The following is an 18,843-nucleotide window of genomic DNA, read 5'->3' as shown; positions in this document are numbered from 1 at the left end:
CTTGAGGTCAAAAAGAAAAAGCACCTTGTATGAGGTGCTTTTTTAATCTTTTTTAAATGCCCCAATTATCGCTCTTACGAATCCACCCAAAAATCTAGGTAATTTAATCGTATAGAATTTCATAATTTCCCTCCTCAAAGCGATTTACCTTTTCCATATTTCATTGCCACTTCAATCTCGTTTTCAATATATTCATAGGAAGTAAAAATGTACCTAAAGATTTATATATAATAGCCACTTACTTATTCTCTATCATATGCTTAAGCAGTTGGCTTGAGAACTAAGGAAATTAAAAAAGGAAGCGAGAGAGATGTCCTCCTGCTTCCTAGCCACGAATGGCTTCGATTGCTTTTTTGCGATCTTCCTTATTGAATACAGCTGAACCTGCAACAAGAACATTTGCACCTGCTTCTATACAAAGTTTCGCAGTTTCAGAATTAACACCGCCATCAACTTCGATCTCAATGTCCAACCCACGTTCATGAATCATGTCCGCTACAGTTTTTATTTTTGGTAAAACTGAATGAATAAATTTTTGACCGCCAAACCCCGGGTTGACCGTCATAAACAAGACCATATCAATGTCATCAAGGATATGTTCAATCATATTAACGGGTGTGGCCGGATTAAGGACAACCCCCGCTTTTACACCATTATCCTTAATTAAATGTAGTGTTCTATGCAAATGTTTGCACGCTTCGACATGAACAGTTATTATATCTGCCCCGGCTTTCGCAAACTCCGGAATATATAAATCCGGGTTTTCGATCATTAAATGAACATCAAGAGGCAGTTTCGTTGTTGGTCTTATCGCATTGACAATGAGTGGCCCTATTGTTATGTTTGGAACAAAATGCCCATCCATTACATCGACATGGATATAGTCTGCTCCCCCATTCTCAACATCTTTAATTTCCTCTCCCAACTTAGCAAAGTCTGCTGATAAAATTGATGGTGCGATTTTTATCATTTTTAATACCTCGGCTTTCTTTCTTTAATTTCATCTATAAACTCTACATAATGCTGATAGCGGTAGGGTGGAATTTCATTCTGCTCGACTCCTGCTTTAATAGCACATTTTGGCTCTGATAAATGTAAGCACCCTCTAAACTTACAATCATGGGATCTTTCCCTCATTTCCGGGAAACAATGAGCTAGTTCATCGGCTTCTATGTCAATAAAATCCAACGAACTAAACCCAGGGGTATCAGCCACCAGCCCACCTTCAAATTGGATTAATTCAACATGTCTTGTTGTATGTTTTCCACGTCCCAAATGGTTGGATATTTCATTTGTCTTTAATGACAATTCAGGTAATAATGCATTTAATAATGAAGATTTACCAACACCGGATTGCCCGGCAAATACAGATATTCGATCCCTTAAATAAGGGCGCAATTTCTCGATCCCATCCATTGTCTTTGATGAGGTGAAGATAACATCATACCCAATTTGTTTATAGTCACTTACATACTGATTGATCTTTTCCAAGCTTTCATTATCTAATAAATCCATCTTAGTAATACAAATAACAGGGGTAATATGATTTGATTCTATTAGCACTAAAAAACGATCAAGAAGAACTGGGCTAAAATTCGGTTCAACAGCCGAAAACACAAGAATAGCTTGGTCGACGTTTGAAATAGGCGGCCGAACAAGTTCGTTTTTTCTTTCCTTAATGTCCATGATATAGCCTTCATTTTCATTTTCAGCTTCAAACACAACGTAATCACCAACAAGCGGCGTAATTCCATTCTTTCTAAAGACGCCCCTTCCGCGACATTGAGTAATACCTTCATCATGGATGACATAATAGAATCCACTTAGTGCTTTAATTATTTTTCCCTCTGCCATGTGTACCTCCAAAATTAAAATTTATTTCTTACGATTAAGGAACAGAATCATAACTAATTTCACCACTGTCTAGTAAATTTCCATTAACCAATATTTTATATGACGCTTTCCCGTTATAAGGAATGACCAATTTTATCGGAATTTCCGTTGTCTCTTTGATTTTAATCACATCAGGTTTTCCCATCATTTCGTGTTCCATATCGTCTATGTAGACTTCTACGATTTCCTCTATTAATTCATCGTCGCTATAAAATGGAATTATCTTTGTAAACTCATAGACTTTGGGCTCTGGACCCTTTGACAATACTACTTTAACCATAGTCCCTTTTCTAATCGTTGTCCCTTTTTTTGGTTCCTGAGAAATTACAAGGCCACTATCAACCTCATTGGAATACTTTTGTTCACTCGTATCCAACGATAAATAATTTTCTTGTACAAATTTACTTACTTTCTCTTCGCTCCACCCCAGCATATTCGGCATTTTCAATTGCGGCCCCTTACTTACTTGAAAAATTACCCACATCCCTTTCATTTCATCAGGGTTTATGGGTTCATCAGGTTTAGGCTGAAGCTGCCCTACTATTTCATTCTCCGGTTCTTCACTATCTACATAATTGGGCAGGATATGGTCCGAACCAATCCCATGAATCTCAAGTTCACGTTTCGCATCTTCAAGCTGATAGCCGATAAAGTTTTCAAATTTAATCTTTTCTTTACCAAGACTCTCATAAACAGTGACCTCGAAACCTTCCTTTACAGTAGAATTAACCGGTGGATTTGTCTTTATAACTAATCCTTCAGGAACTTGATCATCAACAATTTTCTCCGGTTTAACCTTTAAACCTACCGACTGCAATTCATCGATAGCCTCCGCTATTGCGTGATTGGTAACATCCGGAATAATAACATCTTTTGGCTCAAGTAACGGCGGAATAATAAATAATGCCACAACCGCTAGTATAGCCAGTAATGAAAAACCAATTATTAGTGCTTTAATTCTCTTTTTTGATTGTTTTTTATTTTCCTTTTTAATAGGGTGCACAATCGTATCATGAGTTGGCTTTAATTGATGTTCTGTTGTTATAATCGGAATTGCCTTTGTTGCCTCATCATCCTCTGGGATGATAAACTTTGGCTCATTTATACGACTAGGGTCTAAGGCCGTTTCTAAATCCATTCTCATTTCTGAAACACTATCATATCTTCTAAAAGGGTCTTTTACGGTTGCTTTTAAAACAATATTTTCTACACTTTGTGGTATATCCGGGTTCCACCTTTTGGGTGAAGGTGTTTCACTTTGCAAATGCTTTAAAGCAATGGAAATTGCAGATTCTCCTGAAAACGGAAGACGCCCTGTCAGAAGTTCGAACATGACGACACCTAGCGAATAAATATCCGACTTTTTATTTGCCATTCCACCACGTGCCTGCTCCGGGGACAGATAATGTACAGAACCAAGGACTGAATTTGTTTGTGTAATTGAAGTGGCAGTTAATGCCATGGCAATCCCAAAATCAGTGACTTTTACATGTCCAAGGTTGTCAATTAAAATATTATGCGGCTTTATGTCACGATGAACGATCTGATTTTGATGGGCATGCTCAATAGCAGATGTAAGTTGCTTCATAATATCAATTACTTCTTCAATCAAAATCACTTTATTTTGTTGGATATATTGCTTTAATGTTTTCCCTTCAACATACTCCATAACAATAAAATAAATATCGTTTTCTTCCCCGACATCATAAATACTCACGATATTAGGGTGATTTAGACTCGTTGTGGAGTGAGCTTCACGACGAAAACGTTTAATAAATTCATCATCATTTGAAAATTCCGGTCTTAAAACCTTAACGGCAACATGACGGTCCAATATAATATCATGTGCAAGGTAAACGTTAGCCATTCCTCCGCCGCCGATCATTTCCAAAATTTTGTATCGACCACTTAACCGTCTACCAATCATCAAATTTCATCACTCACTTCCACTTTCCGTCCAGTCATGCTTAACAATGGCAACTGAAATATTATCATCTCCACCTGCTTCATTTGCTTTTTTTATAAGCTGCCTAGCCTTGACCTCTAATTCACTTTCATCGTCCAAAATATTATGAATATCGTGGGTAGAAACTTTATTTGTAAGTCCATCTGAACAAAGGAGTAGGATATCATTTTCTTCCCACTCCAATGACTTAATATCCATCGTGACTGCAGCTTCTGTTCCCAATGCCCGCATTAATACGTTTTTTCGCGGATGATGTTCAGCGTCCTCAGGGGAAATTTGACCGCTTCGAACCAATTCATAGACTAATGAATGATCGTCGGTTATTTGTGCGAAACCATTATTGTTTAAAATATAGCAACGGCTATCGCCAATATTGCCAACCGTAATAAATTCCTGGTTTAGGACAACAACTACGATTGTCGTCCCCATCCCTTGGCAATCTTCATTCTCCTTGGCATATTGATAGATTGATGTATTTACGTTTCTTACCGCTTCTTTTAACCAACCTTCAGCTTTTTCAGGTGTTGTTAATTGCTCTGGCTGTTGCAATAACCAGTGTTTTTCAATCTCTGTTATGGCCATCTGACTTGCTACATCTCCGGCTTGATGTCCACCCATACCATCAGCAACAACAACTAAAGCCAGTCCGTTTTCATGAAAGAATATACCACCGCTATCTTCATTGTGTTGCCGAACCTTTCCCCTATCAGTTAAAAAAACTGACTTCATAGTTTCACCTCGCCTCTTCTTTTCGCTCCTTCGCTCGCAACTGACCGCAAGCGGCTTCGATATCGTGTCCTTGTTCCCTACGAATCGTAACATTAATGCCATTTTTCTTTAATGTTTTTTCAAATTCAAAGATTTGGTTTCTAGGGGTTCTGACATAATCCCGTTCGGGTACATAATTCACAGGTATTAAATTCACATGACACTTCAGACCTTTAATTAACCGCGCTAATTCCTCGGCATGTTCTTGCTGGTCATTGACACCGCCAAACAGGCCGTATTCAAAGGTGATACGTCGACCAGTTTTTTCTGTATAATATTTCACTGCCTTCATTAAGTCCTGAAGATCATAGGCTTTATTGACTGGCATTAAGCGGGTGCGCAGCTCTGTGTTTGGGGCGTGCAACGAAATCGCAAAATTAATTTGCAACCCTTCATCAGCAAAGTCATATATTCTTGGGATTATCCCGCTTGTTGAGACAGTAATATGACGAGCACCAATATTCAACCCTTTATCATCATTGACAATTCTTAAAAATGATAGGAGTGAATTGTAATTATCAAAGGGTTCACCAATTCCCATTACAACAATCGAGCTCACTCTTTCATCAGTTTCATCCAATGCCTTTTGTACCTTTAATACTTGTGCAACTATTTCTCCAGGCTCAAGATCGCGTTTTAATCCACCTAATGTGGAGGCACAAAATGTACAGCCCATTCGACAGCCTACCTGTGTGGTGACACATACTGAATTTCCATATTCATGCCTCATTAACACTGTTTCGATCGAATAGCCGTCATGTAGCTCGAATAAAAACTTAAGAGTGCCATCCTGTGATGTATGTTGAACAAGTGTTTTTAATGTTGTTATAGTAAAATAATTCGCTAACTTTTCGCGCAATCCTTTTGCTAAATTCGTCATTTCCTCAAAATGTCCGACACGTTTCTGATATAGCCAATCAAAAATTTGAGCAGCTCTAAATTTAGGCTCCCCTTGTTCCTTTAACCAACTTTCCAATTCACTCAATTGCAACGAATAAATTGAAGGCTTTTTCTCATTATCTCTTATATCTTTTTCTTTTGTTGTGTTTTCTACCATAGTTGCTTACACCTGCTTCCTAAAACTAGCAATAAAAAATCCGTCTGTTCCAAAATAATGGGGAAGAATTTGGACTTGTCCATTTTGAACATATGGTTTCAATTGTTCCGGCATTCGATCAATTAGGGTCTCGTCAACAATAAATTCCTTGTTTTCTGCAAGAAACCTTTCAGCAACAGCTGCATTTTCCTCTTGATCAATTGTGCATGTGCTATACACAAGCGTACCACCATTTTTTAATAATGGTGCAACACTATTTAAAATACTAAGCTGGATTGCTGCCAATTGTCCTATATCGTCAAGTTTTTTACTGTATTTAATATCAGGCTTCCGCCGAATAACTCCAAATCCCGAGCAAGGAGCATCAACTAAAATGCGGTCAAATTCTTCACTGTTAAAATGTTCCTGTAAATGGCGGCTATCGCTAACTAATGTTTCAACATTTGTAAGCTTTAGGCGCTTTACTTGCTCCTCTATTAATTTTACTTTATGGGGATGTAAATCAACAGATATTACTTTTCCATCATTGCCAAGTAATTCCGCAATATGAGTTGTCTTACCGCCTGGCGCTGCACAACTGTCCAACACCTTGTCACCTTTTTGGGGTCCAAGGGCTCTCGCAACGAGCATCGAACTTTCATCCTGGATCGTCACATAACCTTCTTGGAACATCTTAGTGGTTGCAAGATTTCCATTTGAAATCAAAATTGCATCTATCGATAAATTTCCTTTTTCAGCTACCACATTTTCTTCTTCCAATAAAGAGAGGACCTCAGGAACAGCCGCCTTATTGCAATTAACCCGCGCACTTACCATTGGGGGCTCTAATGTACTTTTACAAATTTCCTTTGTTACGTCGAGCCCATATTGCTCAGCCCATTTTTGCAACAACCATAAAGGAAGGCTCATCTCGATTGACAATCGTTCTAAATCGTCTTTAATTACGTTAAAATCTGGCAAGCCTTCCCGTTGGATAGAGCGTAACACCCCATTTACCATCCCCGAGATGCCACGATGTCCCCTCTTTTTCGCAATTTCAACTGCTTCATGGATTACAGCACGCTCAGGAATTCGATCTAAGTATACCATTTGGTACAGGGATAATCTTAATAGAATCATAACCCATAATTCTAGTTTCTTTTGTTTTTTCAAAAAAGGCTGCAAATAATAGTCCAATGCTAATTTTCTTTGGACCGTACCATAAACGATCTCTGTTAAAAGTCCAACATCCTTAGAACTGAGTTTTTCTTTTTTTATCATTTGATTTAATAATAAGTTACTATAGGCCTGGTTTTTTTCAATATGAAGTAATGTATCTAAAGCCACTTCTCGAACATTATTACTCATTTAAATCTCCTAATATCTCACCTGTTGAAATCGTCTCACCGGCGCCTCTTAAATAGTCAAAGGCTGACATTCTTTTTTTACCGGAAGGTTGTAATTCAGTAATTTTAATAGCTGTGTTATTTCCAGTGCTAACTACGATCCCGTCCTCCTCAAGTCGGATAATTTCTCCTGGATTTTTGGAGGTACCAGCTACTTTTTCCCCCCACCAAACTTTCACGACTTGTCCTTTTAAATGTGTGTATGCCACAGGCCAAGGATGGAGGCCGCGAATTTGATTATATATTTCTTCCCCGGTACGGCTCCAATCAATTTTCTCTTGTTCACGTTTAATGTTCGCGGCAAAACTCGCCTCATTATCATTCTGTTTAATAGGAGTTAATTTTCCGTCTAACAATAACGGTATCGTTTCTGATAAGAGTTTCGCACCGACTTCACTAAGTTTATCATGCATTGAGCCCACATGATCCCGTTCACCAATCTCAACCTCAACTTGGGTTAAAATATCACCGGCATCCAGTTTTTCCACCATATACATAATGGTGATGCCTGTTTTCTTTTTTCCTTGGAGGATGGCATAATGAATAGGAGCACCACCTCTTAATTCAGGAAGCAAAGAAGCATGGACATTGATACAGCCGAATTTTGGAGCATCTAACAGCTCTTTTGGAAGGATCTGTCCGAATGCTGCTGTCACTACTAAATCAGGGTTTAGAGCCAAAACTTCTTTCAATTCCTCCGGATCACGAATTTTGTTCGGTTGGATGACAGGAATTGAATGCTTTAAAGCTTCAACCTTTACAGGGGGAGGCGTAATTTCCTTCTTTCGCCCTTTGGGCCGATCCGGCTGCGTTACGACCCCGACCACTTCATAGCCATCTTCAATAATTTGCCTTAATATTGGAACTGAAAAATCTGGAGTTCCCATAAAAACTACACGTGTCATATATCTACACCTTTCCTTAACTATCCACATTATTAGCTTTACATTATACAGACATACATTACATCATCATATAAGGATTCATATCGATTGATATTTGTAATTCACTTCGACTCATTTCCTGCTGATAATGGTGCAGAAGAGTCTGCAAGCTTTTCCCAAGGTTTGGTTCATCTTTGTATTTTATCATGCATTGATATCGATATCTATCCTTAATCCTTGGTATTGGCGACGCTACCGGACCAAGGACAATCGCTTTATTTGAAAGCTTCGCCGTAATAAATTTTGAAATTTTCTCTGTTATATCGACTACCTTGGGCAATTCCGGGTGCGATATAGTAATTAACGCCAAATAGTAAAATGGCGGGTAATGAAAATTCTTTCGCAAAAGCATCTCGCGACAATAATAGGTCTCATAATCAGGAACCGCCGCTAGCTCGATACTAAAATGCTCCGGACTGTAGGTTTGAATGACAACCTCACCGGGTAAATGGTGACGACCGGCGCGCCCGCTTACCTGAGTAAGCAATTGAAACGTTTTTTCACTTGAGCGGAAATCTGGGATATGCAGCATTGTATCAGCTGTTAATACCCCGACAAAAGTTACATCCGGAAAATCCAGACCTTTGGCAATCATTTGCGTACCAAGCAAAATGTCGGCCTGTTTTTGTCCAAATGCATGTAATAATTTTTCGTGCGCCCCTTTTCTGCTTGTCGTATCAACATCCATCCGAATGACTCTTGCTTCGGGCAAAATTTTGGCCAATTCTTCCTCGACCTTTTGCGTTCCTGTTCCAAAAAACCGAATATGTTCACTATTACATTCCGGACATGTAGAGGGGAGAGCTTCCTCATAGGAACAATAGTGACATTTCAATTTATAGTCTCGTTTATGGTACGTAAGGGAAATATCACAATGTGGGCAATTTAATACATAACCGCAATTGCGACACATAACAAACGTTGAAAAACCTCTTCGATTTAAAAATAAAACAGATTGTTCTCCTTTTTCGAGGCGATCCTTCACTTTTTCTAATAAGACTTCAGAAAACATCGAACGGTTCCCACGGCGAAGCTCCTCTCTCATATCAACAATTTCAACTGATGGCAAGGAACGAGCATTAATCCGCCCTTTTAATGTCAGTAATTGGTACACATTTTTCTGTGCTCGGGCAAAAGATTCCAAGGAAGGTGTGGCACTACCTAGGATTACCGGGCAATTATGATTTGCGCCTCGTTTGATCGCCACATCCCTCGCATGGTAGCGTGGATTCTCCTCCTGCTTGTAACTCGTTTCATGTTCCTCATCGATAATAATAATTCCAAGATTTTCGAAGGGCGCAAAAATAGCGGAACGTGCTCCAACAACAACACGCACCTCTTTTCGTTGAACCTTTCTCCACTCATCGTACTTTTCGCCGGTAGACAGACCGCTATGCATGACAGCCACTTCATCACCGAATCTACCTTTAAATCTATCAACCATCATTGGTGTTAACGATATTTCCGGTACAAGCATAATCGCTTCTTTTCCTTGCTTTAAAACTTTATCGATCGCTTGTAAGTAGATCTCTGTTTTCCCGCTCCCTGTTACCCCATACATTAGAAAGACAGCATGCTGCTTGTTTTCAATAGTGTCTAAGATCGGTGTAATCGCATTGCGCTGTTCCTCCGTTAACGGTAAAGGCTCGGTTCTTTTGAAGGAACGATGTTCGTACGGATCTCTATAAACTTCATCATAGTGTTCAAGTAAAATCCCCTTTTTAACTAATGTTGTAATCGGTGATGACGTAGTACTAAGATCCTCAAGGAGAACTTGCAATTCTATCTTTTGTGGCTGTTCTATAAAGTGCTTTATAACCTCTTTTTGCTTCATAGCGGTAGTTGCTAATGAATTATAAACCTCTATAAGTTCTTCCTTTGGAATGGCAGGTTGTATTGTTTTCACTCTTTTTTTCTTTGCCCGGTCTTTCACACGATATATCACTTCGATATTCCCGTTTTTTATTTCTTTTTGGATGGACGGAAGGAGTTTTTTATCGTTTTCAATGTCCTTCCACAGAATGATTTCTTTACTATTTCTGATGTGGAACTCTTTCTCATACTTAACCTTCATTGCAGCTGGAAGCATAGCCTGGTAAGCTGTTATTAAAAAGCATAATGTTGTTTCACGCAGCCATATACCTAACTCCAATAATTCTGGCGTTAAGACAGGTGTGATATCAAGAACCGAGTCTAAACATTTCAGTTTCTTAACATCTGTATGTTCGGAAATCCCCATGATAAATCCCTGAATTTTCCGCGGGCCGAACGGAACAACGACTCTCATACCAGGCTGTAGAAAGTCTTCTTCCATCCATTCTTCAGGTACTAAATAATCAAAGTATCGATCTGTTTGGTTAGCTGGTACATCAACGATAACCTTGGCGATTTTCATAATAAACTTCCTTTATTTTAGAAATGTTGCGGCTTTCTTTAAAATTTCCTTTGCGGCTTCTTGTTTTGAAAGTAAAGGGAGCTCAAGCTTTTCACCTTGCTTCGTATAAATGGTTAGAATATTGGTATCAACACCAAAGCCTGCTCCTTCTTGCGTCACGTTATTAGCAACAATCATATCAAGATTCTTTGATTTTAATTTCTTTTCTGCATAGGCCTGTACATTTTCCGTTTCTGCCGCAAACCCTACTAATATTTGCTTTTCCTTCCGTTCACCTAATGTTTTCAATATGTCAATCGTCCGCTCTAATTGAATGATTAAATCGCCATCTTTTTTCTTCATCTTCTGTTCATACTTTGTTGCTGGGCGATAATCAGCGACAGCCGCTGCTTTAATCACAATATCAGTATCATGGTAATAGTTCATGACCTGTTCATACATTTCTTGAGCTGATTCAATTTGAACAAAATTCACATTAGCCGGTGGCGTGAGTGTTGTTGGTCCCGAAACTAACGTTACATTAGCCCCGAAGTTATTCGCGGCTTCAGCAATCGCGTAACCCATTTTTCCAGAAGAACGATTTGTTAAAAAGCGAACTGGGTCAATAACTTCTTTCGTTGGTCCTGCTGTGACAAGGATTTTCTTTCCTTTTAAACTACTAAAGTTTTCACTAAAGTGGTTGTTTACTAAATCAACGATCCTTTCAGGTTCCTCCAATCGGCCTTTGCCAACATATCCGCAAGCTAACTGTCCCTCCGTAGGTTCGATGAACTTATAGCCATAGCTATATAGCTTATTAATATTTTGTTTTACGGCTGGATGGTCATACATATGTACGTTCATCGCAGGAGCAATCCAAACCGGCGCAGTCGTAGCAAGTAATGTCGTTGTAACCATATCATCAGCAATTCCGTTCGCCAGCTTTCCAATCACATTGGCGGTTGCTGGTGCAACGATCACGATGTCGGCCCAATCTGCTAGATCAATATGGGCAATTTTCCCGGAATCTTTCTCGTCAAACGTGTCAAAAAAAACATCATTCCGTGATAACGCCTGAAACGTTAGGGGCTGTACAAATTTAGTAGCGGATTCAGTCATAATTACTTTGACGATAGCGCCAGTCTGGGTTAACTTACTGGTTAAAGCGGCAGCTTTATAAGCAGCGATTCCTCCAGAAACACATAATAATATCTTTTTCCCGTTCATAAATGATCACCCTTTGTTAAAAAAATAACAACCTACAATTATAGGTTGTCTTTGTCATCATCATACTGCAAGTTCAATAAACCTTGGGCTATTTCTTCAAGAGCTTTACCGACCGGCTTTTTAGCAACTGTTTTATTTAACATGCAATCATTGTTTTCCTGCATTTCACGTGCACGCTTGGAAGCAACCGCCACTAAAGTATATTTGGAATCGATATTTCTTTTTAATGCATCGACTGATGGGTATAACATTGATTTATTCAACCTCCAATAATTTTTTATAAGATATTTCTACTCGATCACGACGATAATGTTCAGCTTGAACAATCGCTTCGATTCGTTCACAAGCTTTATCAACTTGGTCGTTGACGACAACATAGTCATAAGCACTCATCATTTCTATTTCCACTTTTGCTGTATCTAAGCGCCCTTTAACAATCTCTTCTGTCTCTGTTCCCCGACCGATAATTCGATTTTTCAACTCTTCCAGGCTTGGCGGGATTAAAAAGATTAGCACAGCTTCTGGAAAAGCCTTGCGCACCTGCATCGCACCTTGAACTTCAATTTCTAAAAAAACATCTCTTCCACTATCAATTGTTTCCTTCACATAATCAACTGGTGTTCCATAATAATTGCCAACAAACTCTGCCCATTCCAACAATTTGTTTTCTTTAATCATCATTTCAAATTCTTCTCTATTTTTGAAAAAATAATCAACACCATCTATTTCACCGGAACGTGGATTGCGAGTAGTTGCAGAAATTGAATATTGAAGATTAATATTATTTTCAAATAATGCCTTACGGACAGTTCCTTTTCCGACACCAGAAGGTCCGGAAAGAACGAATAAAATCCCTTTTTCTTCAATCATTTAAAATCCTACCCTTCATCACTTATGTCTTCTTTATTGCTTAAGCGTTGTGCTACCGTTTCCGGCTGTATCGCTGAAAGGATAACATGATCACTATCTGTAATGATCACGGCTCTTGTACGTCTCCCGTATGTAGCATCAATTAAGATTCCTTTATCTCGTGCTTCTTGAATAATTCGTTTAATTGGTGCCGATTCCGGACTAACAATAGAAATGATTCGATTGGCTGAGACGATATTTCCAAACCCTATATTTATTAGCTTGATACTCATAAAGTTCCCCCATTGTACGTTACACTATTTTTACCGAGCAAGCAAAAAAATATAATCTATTCAATATTTTGAACTTGTTCTTTTATTTTTTCGAGCTCACTTTTCATTTCTACTACTTTTTGGCTGATTACAACATCGTTTGCCTTTGAGCCAATCGTATTCATTTCTCGATTCATTTCCTGTACAAGAAAATCAAGCTTTCTACCAACGCTGCCTTCAGTATCGATGATCTTGAAAAATTGGCTGATATGACTGTCTAGTCTAGTAAGTTCTTCGTTAATATCGGCCTTATCAGCAAAGATGGCAACTTCTGTTAAGATTCGTCCCTCATCCGCCTCATACTTACCATCGAGAAAATCTTTCATTTTCTTTTCAAGTCGTTCTCTATACTTTTCGACAACTTGGACTGAATACGGTTTTAAATTTTGAACAATTTCATTAATAATATATAGACGTTCTGCTATGTCATTTTTTAATGCCATACCTTCAATTTTTCTCATATTATGAAGTTCAATTGCAGCCGCTTTTGTAACTTCCAATATAACGTCTTCCAACTCTTCAACGCCATCTTCATTTTCATTTATCGTAAAAACCTCTGGAAGGTGTAGAAGCGAATCTATCGATAATGCTCCTTCAAGCTTATACATATCTTTAGTTTTTACAAACGCTTTTTCATATTGTGAAATTAAATCCCAATCGACTTGTAAGAAACGGCTGATGTATCCTTCACCTTCAACCGTAACGAAAACATCGACACGGCCTCTTTGTATGTATTGGTTGACTGTTTTTTTTATTTTTTCTTCAAATAATAAAAATTGTCTTGGCATCCGCACTGAAATTTCACAAAAACGGTGATTGACCGACTTCATTTCAACAATCACCTTAAAACTGTCGAATTCTTTTTTGCTCCGTCCGAATCCTGTCATACTGACGATCATATTTATCACATCCACTATCTTATTCTATATAAATTACGATGGTACAACAAGTAAATAATCATCAAAATTAGTTCGAAACTAAATTATAAAGGAAGCTTTGTAAAAAATAAATAAAAAACATGCTATACTATTTGTACATTAAAGAGGTGAAACAAATGACATTTGATGGCATTGTAACAAAGGCAATAACCGAAGAATTAAAAGACGCCCTCGAACATGGGCGTATCTCAAGAATTTATCAGCCCTATAAATATGATTTAATCTTTACGATACGAGCAAATGGTAAAAACCAACAATTACTCATTTCAGCCAATCCAAGCTATGCAAGACTACATATTACGAAGGAAACGTATGACAACCCAAAAGAGCCACCTATGTTTTGTATGCTGCTCCGCAAACATTTAGAAGGTAGTTTTATTGAAAAAATAGAACAAGATGGTCTTGAACGGATCATTAAATTTTATGTACGAACAAAAAATGAAATTGGCGATGAATCAATCAAAATCTTGATTGTCGAGGTCATGGGACGACATAGCAATATTCTATTAGTAGACCAAGAAAAAAATATTATCATGGATAGCATTAAGCATGTCTCCCCGGCTGTAAATCGCCATCGTACGGTTTTACCTGGCCATGAATATATTGCGCCGCCTGAGCAAAACAAAGTAGATCCATTAACAATTCATGAAGAAACATTATTAAAAAAACTGGATTTTAATCAAGGGAAGATTGGGAACCAATTAGTTGAACAGCTATCTGGTATCTCGCCCCTGTTTGCAAATGAGGTTATACAGCGGGCAGGCCTTGTGAATCGGTCTACGATTCCGCAAGCGTTCTTTTCGATGATCGATCCAATCAAAAATAAAAGCTATCAGCCCCAAATGATTTATGCCGGTAATAAAGAGTATTTTTATATTTGCGACCTAACCCACTTAAAAGGTGAGGCTAAATATTTTGAAACGGTAAATGAGCTTCTTGATCGCTATTATTTCGGAAAAGCGGAACGTGACCGCGTCAAGCAGCAAGCAAATGATCTCGATCGATTTATAAAAAATGAATTAAATAAAAATAAAAAGAAAATTAAAAAGCTTGAACAATCGCTTTCAGATGCCGAAAAAGCGGATCGCTACCAGCTTTATGGTGAATTGCTAACTGCTAATATGTACGCAGCCAAAAAAGGCATGAAAGAAATTGAAGTCGTAAACTATTACGATGAAAATGGGTCAACAGTGACAATTCAGCTTGACCCATTAAAGACACCATCAGAAAATGCCCAAAGTTTGTTTTTGAAATACCAAAAGCTGAAAAATTCAGTTGACGTTGTTAAAGAGCAAATCAACCTTACTATCATTGAAATTGAATATTTTGAAGCGTTACTGCAACAAATTGAATCCGCATCACCTAAAGATATCGAAGAAATGCGTGAGGAATTGGCTGAAGAAGGCTATCTAAAAGCACGTAAAAATGCTAAAAAGGCGAAGTCTAAAAACCAAAAGCCAACATTAGACTACTATACTTCCTCCGACGGTGATGAAATTATTGTTGGTAAAAATAATAAACAAAATGAGTATTTAACGAACAAGCTTGCCAGAAGAGATGACATTTGGCTTCATACGAAGGATATTCCTGGGTCACATGTAGTTATTCGGAATGAAGACCCATCGGAACAAACATTGCAGGAAGCGGCAAGCATCGCTGCTTTTTTCAGCAAAGCAAAAAATTCAAGCTCAGTTCCGGTTGATTACACAAAAATACGGCATGTTAAAAAGCCTAATGGCTCCAAACCCGGCTTTGTTATTTATGAAAATCAGACAACCTTGTATGTAACACCAGACGAGGAATTGTTACTAAAGTTGAGGAAGAAATAAATAAAGAAGCCTGTTGTTACATTTTCATCCGTTGCAACAGGCTCTTAACTAATTAGTTATCATTTGTTTTTTAAGGAAATATAATCTTGATGATTAGTAGAGTGGAGTCCTTCTATTGTCTTGTTGACTATTTTGCAGAAAAAGAGGCTATGTTAATCAAAAATTCACTTACGATAGTTTAGTATTTTCAAACCATCCCCATTGTTTTTTGAACTTTACGAATATCTTTTTTATTATTCCAAGTATCTTCCTTTAGAAGTTCATTACTGATTTCAAGATTCTTTATTTGTTCTTTTACCTCACCAAACTCTTTGGCATTTTGCAATCTTAATTCACTTATCTCTGCTTTAAGTGATTCTTGACCATGTCTTAACGCATTCAATATTTGACCATGATCGGCTAGTACCAGACTATGTTTTTCTAATATTTGACCATGTTCTCCTAATATTCGACTATGCTCTCCTAATATTTGACTATGTTCTCCTAAAATCCGACTATGTTCCGTTAATATTTGAGTATGTTTTTCTAAAGTCTGACCTTGAACGGTTAGTTTTTTATCCATTTGCTGAAGTAGTTCTAGTATTTGCTTTTCCATTAAAATCTCTCCTTTCGCTATTATTATTATTATTATTTTATTCGTTTATTTTATCATAGCAATTACATTCTGTCATTTTCATTTGTACTTTCCAACAGCAATATATCTCCTAAAAAATAGATATAAAAATAACAACGAGAAAGTTTTTCGGGTTTCCGCAATTCTTTTTCGTTACATTGTTTCGGTGTATTTCAGAAAGAAAAAAGCCTGTTATAACGGATTAATCCGTTGAACAGGCAGTTATATCTTACATTATAATCATTCAAATGAAAAAACTTTACTTAAATCAATCATCAACTCATCAAAAATAGATACCTTTACTTCTACTCTAGAAGAAATTAACCGTTGATCGTTAATACTTCACTTGGCACCAATCTTAATTCTCTTGCCTTTGCAACTGCCTCCCCTCTTGAGTTGACATTTAAAAGTGTAAATATTTTAGTCAGATGATATCCCACCATTCTCTGACTCATTGATAGCTTCTGAGCGATTTCCTTGTTTGATTTTCCGAGTGCGGCTTCATATAACACTTCTTGCTCTTTTTCGTTTAAAGAAATACTAGATATTGTATCCCCGTCATTTACTACTACTTTAGTCTCAGCTCTGCGAAGTTGTCGTAAAAAAGACATTGGAAGAATCGCTTCATCTCTTAATGCACATTTTATTGTAGTTAGCAATTGATCTTTTGTTGCTGTTTTACTTAAAAAACCACTGGCGCCGGCCTCCATTAAAATATTGAAATGGGACTCAATATCAAATCCTGTCATGATTTACACATTCGCTTCCGCATCTTTTGCAATAACTCGTTTAGTTAAATCAATTCCATTCGGGTTGTCGCTGTGACAAAACCCACCTGGACATGAATATATAGCACCACCTGAGCAAAACAAAGCGGATCTGTTAACAATTACCGAGGAAACATTATTAAAGAAATTAGGCTTTAATCAAGGGAAGGAAGATTGGGAACCAACTAGTAGAACCACTGTCCGGCATCTCTCCGTTGTTTTCAAATGAAGTTATTAATCGAGCTGGGCTTGTGAACCGTGGTGCTACGATTCCTCAAGCGTTTTTTTCGATTATTGACCCGATCAAAAATAAAAGCATCACCCGCAGATGATTTATGCCGAAAATAAAGAATACTTTTATATATGTGACCTCACCCATTTAAAAGGTGAAGCTAAGTATTTTAAAACAGTGAACAAACTTCTAGACCGCTATTATTTCGGATAAGCAGAGCGTGACCGTGTCAAGCAGCAAGCAAATAATCTTGATCGATTTATAAAAAACGAAGTAAATAAAAACAAATAGAAAATTAAAAAGCTTGAACAATCGCTTTCAGATGCCGAAAAAGCGGATCGCTACCAGCTGTATGGAGAGCTATTAACTGCTAATATGTATGCTGCCAAAAAAGTATGAAAGAAATCGAAGTCGTAAACTATTATGATGAAAATGGGGCAACGGTGACAATTCAGCTTGACCCCTTAAAGACACCATCTGAAAATGCACAAAGCTTGTTTTTGAAATAAAAATTCAGTTGACGTTGTCAAAGAGCAGATCAACTTAACTAAAATTGAAATACAAAACTTTGAAGCATTACTACAACAAATTGAATCAGCTTCACCTAAAGATATTGAAGAAATGCGTGAGAAACTGGCTGAAGAAGGCTATATAAAAGCTCGAAAAATGCCAAAAAGGGGAAGCCAAAAAACCAACATTGGACTACTATATCTCCTCTGATGGCGATGAAATCATCGTCGGTAAAAATAATAAGCAGAATGAATATTTAACGAATAAGCTTGCGAGAAGAGATGACATTTGGCTTCAAACAAAAGATATTCCGGGGTCACATGTGGTTATTCGGAATGAAGACCCATCCGAGCGAACATTGCAGGAAGCAGCAAGCATCGCTGCTTTTTTCAGCAAAGCGAAAAATTCAAGTTCTGTTCCGGTTGATTACACAAAAATACGGCATGTCAAAAAGCCAAACGGCTCAAAGCCCGGTTTTGTCATTTATGAAAATCAGACAACCTTGTATGTGACACCGGATGAGGAATTGATTTTGAGGCTGAGGAAGAAATAAATAAAGAAGCCTGTTGCAACGGTTTAAATCGTTGCAACAGGCTTTGAAATTTTATTAAACTAACTAATTCCAAAATTTCCCAAGAGTGGCATATTTATACAAGGAATATGTTATAATACAGCTTTTTTAATGGAGTAAATAAACGTTTTACAAAAATTGAAAAAATAATGACCAATAAAGAAGATATTCATCGCGTTGAAAATATCATTAAAGATACTCGCGTCGAAAACCTAAACCCTGACACTCTAATTTTGCAAAAGCTTGATGACTGGAAATCCATAAGCTAAAGAAACAATAGGGCGATCTAATTATTCGCTATACCAATATGATTGCCGTGTAAATAGCAGCTGACCAACAAATAAAGCACATTACTAATGAAGAAATTAACTATCCTAACCCTTGGTCGGGCAAAGGAGCATCTACTTTTCTCTATTTATAACTACCGTTGGAACAATTGTTAAGGCTCAGGTGATTATTACGAGCGGTAGACTGTTCTCCTGTGTCGCTATAGGAGGCTAATGTGCATTAGATTCCCATTAAAATTTCTAGGATTGGAAAAATGTGAAACCATAGAGGGGGGTAATTTCCGGAGTCTAAGGAATATCG

The 18,843-nt window shown here is 37.6% G+C and carries 17 protein-coding genes and 1 pseudogene; 2 read left to right on the top strand and 16 right to left on the bottom strand.

Features of this window, described 5'->3' with window-relative positions:
* Positions 1-42: 42 nt before the first annotated feature.
* The 14 genes from spoVM to BAZO_RS15570 form a co-directional block, all read right to left on the bottom strand.
* Positions 43-123: a stage V sporulation protein SpoVM gene (spoVM, locus tag BAZO_RS15635; RefSeq protein WP_003332624.1), complete on the bottom strand. Its 81-nt coding sequence runs from the start codon at positions 121-123 to the stop codon at positions 43-45.
* Between the two features lie 202 nt (positions 124-325).
* Positions 326-970 carry a ribulose-phosphate 3-epimerase gene (rpe, locus tag BAZO_RS15630; RefSeq protein WP_003332623.1) on the bottom strand — a complete coding sequence of 215 codons (645 nt, stop codon included), beginning with the start codon at positions 968-970 and terminating at the stop codon, positions 326-328.
* A 2-nt stretch (positions 971-972) separates the two neighbouring features.
* On the bottom strand, positions 973-1,854 hold the full coding sequence (rsgA, locus tag BAZO_RS15625; RefSeq protein ID WP_003332622.1) for a ribosome small subunit-dependent GTPase A: 882 nt from the start codon (positions 1,852-1,854) through the stop codon (positions 973-975).
* A gap of 34 nt (positions 1,855-1,888) precedes the next feature.
* The gene (gene pknB / locus BAZO_RS15620) at positions 1,889-3,820 is read right to left on the bottom strand and encodes a Stk1 family PASTA domain-containing Ser/Thr kinase (RefSeq protein ID WP_003332621.1); all 1,932 of its coding nucleotides are present in this window, start codon (positions 3,818-3,820) and stop codon (positions 1,889-1,891) included.
* Between the two features lie 9 nt (positions 3,821-3,829).
* Positions 3,830-4,588: a Stp1/IreP family PP2C-type Ser/Thr phosphatase gene (locus tag BAZO_RS15615; protein ID WP_003332619.1), complete on the bottom strand. Its 759-nt coding sequence runs from the start codon at positions 4,586-4,588 to the stop codon at positions 3,830-3,832.
* 4 nt (positions 4,589-4,592) lie between these two features.
* The gene (gene rlmN / locus BAZO_RS15610; protein WP_003332618.1) at positions 4,593-5,684 is read right to left on the bottom strand and encodes a dual-specificity RNA methyltransferase RlmN; all 1,092 of its coding nucleotides are present in this window, start codon (positions 5,682-5,684) and stop codon (positions 4,593-4,595) included.
* A 6-nt stretch (positions 5,685-5,690) separates the two neighbouring features.
* The gene (gene rsmB, locus BAZO_RS15605; RefSeq protein WP_003332617.1) at positions 5,691-7,031 is read right to left on the bottom strand and encodes a 16S rRNA (cytosine(967)-C(5))-methyltransferase RsmB; all 1,341 of its coding nucleotides are present in this window, start codon (positions 7,029-7,031) and stop codon (positions 5,691-5,693) included.
* Positions 7,024-7,974: a methionyl-tRNA formyltransferase gene (gene fmt / locus BAZO_RS15600; RefSeq protein WP_003332616.1), complete on the bottom strand. Its 951-nt coding sequence runs from the start codon at positions 7,972-7,974 to the stop codon at positions 7,024-7,026. The genes rsmB and fmt overlap by 8 nt, the downstream gene beginning before the upstream one ends.
* Before the next feature lie 58 nt (positions 7,975-8,032).
* The gene (gene priA, locus BAZO_RS15595; RefSeq protein ID WP_003332615.1) at positions 8,033-10,408 is read right to left on the bottom strand and encodes a primosomal protein N'; all 2,376 of its coding nucleotides are present in this window, start codon (positions 10,406-10,408) and stop codon (positions 8,033-8,035) included.
* A gap of 12 nt (positions 10,409-10,420) precedes the next feature.
* Positions 10,421-11,614, bottom strand: a complete 1,194-nt coding sequence (gene coaBC, locus BAZO_RS15590; RefSeq protein ID WP_003332614.1) for a bifunctional phosphopantothenoylcysteine decarboxylase/phosphopantothenate--cysteine ligase CoaBC — start codon at positions 11,612-11,614, stop codon at positions 10,421-10,423.
* Positions 11,615-11,652: 38 nt separating this feature from the next.
* Positions 11,653-11,865, bottom strand: a complete 213-nt coding sequence (rpoZ, locus tag BAZO_RS15585; RefSeq protein ID WP_003332613.1) for a DNA-directed RNA polymerase subunit omega — start codon at positions 11,863-11,865, stop codon at positions 11,653-11,655.
* Positions 11,866-11,869: 4 nt separating this feature from the next.
* Positions 11,870-12,484: a guanylate kinase gene (gene gmk / locus BAZO_RS15580; protein WP_003332612.1), complete on the bottom strand. Its 615-nt coding sequence runs from the start codon at positions 12,482-12,484 to the stop codon at positions 11,870-11,872.
* Between the two features lie 8 nt (positions 12,485-12,492).
* Entirely contained in the window at positions 12,493-12,756 is a 264-nt protein-coding gene (gene remA / locus BAZO_RS15575) for an extracellular matrix/biofilm regulator RemA (RefSeq protein ID WP_003332610.1), read from the bottom strand.
* 56 nt (positions 12,757-12,812) lie between these two features.
* A complete protein-coding gene (locus BAZO_RS15570) occupies positions 12,813-13,694 on the bottom strand; it encodes a YicC/YloC family endoribonuclease (RefSeq protein ID WP_003332609.1) in 882 nt (293 codons plus the stop codon).
* A 155-nt stretch (positions 13,695-13,849) separates the two neighbouring features.
* On the opposite strand from BAZO_RS15570, the gene BAZO_RS15565 reads away from it, so the two are divergent.
* Complete coding sequence (locus BAZO_RS15565) at positions 13,850-15,562, top strand: Rqc2 family fibronectin-binding protein (protein WP_003332608.1); 1,713 nt, start codon at positions 13,850-13,852, stop codon at positions 15,560-15,562.
* Positions 15,563-15,749: 187 nt separating this feature from the next.
* On the opposite strand, the gene BAZO_RS15560 is transcribed toward BAZO_RS15565, so the two are convergent.
* Together BAZO_RS15560 and BAZO_RS15555 are read right to left on the bottom strand one after the other, a co-directional pair.
* The gene (locus tag BAZO_RS15560) at positions 15,750-16,157 is read right to left on the bottom strand and encodes a hypothetical protein (protein ID WP_003332607.1); all 408 of its coding nucleotides are present in this window, start codon (positions 16,155-16,157) and stop codon (positions 15,750-15,752) included.
* Between the two features lie 338 nt (positions 16,158-16,495).
* Positions 16,496-16,924, bottom strand: a complete 429-nt coding sequence (locus BAZO_RS15555; RefSeq protein WP_003332606.1) for a response regulator transcription factor — start codon at positions 16,922-16,924, stop codon at positions 16,496-16,498.
* An 88-nt stretch (positions 16,925-17,012) separates the two neighbouring features.
* On the opposite strand from BAZO_RS15555, the pseudogene BAZO_RS21870 reads away from it, so the two are divergent.
* A pseudogene (locus tag BAZO_RS21870) lies at positions 17,013-18,237 on the top strand (Rqc2 family fibronectin-binding protein); the annotation flags it as partial.
* Positions 18,238-18,843 lie beyond the last annotated feature (606 nt).

The organism is Schinkia azotoformans LMG 9581, assembly GCF_000307855.1.
Lineage (GTDB): Bacteria > Bacillota > Bacilli > Bacillales > Bacillaceae_J > Schinkia > Schinkia azotoformans.
Note: the sequence above shows the minus strand (reverse complement) of the source record. Positions and strands in the feature narration are given on the sequence as shown.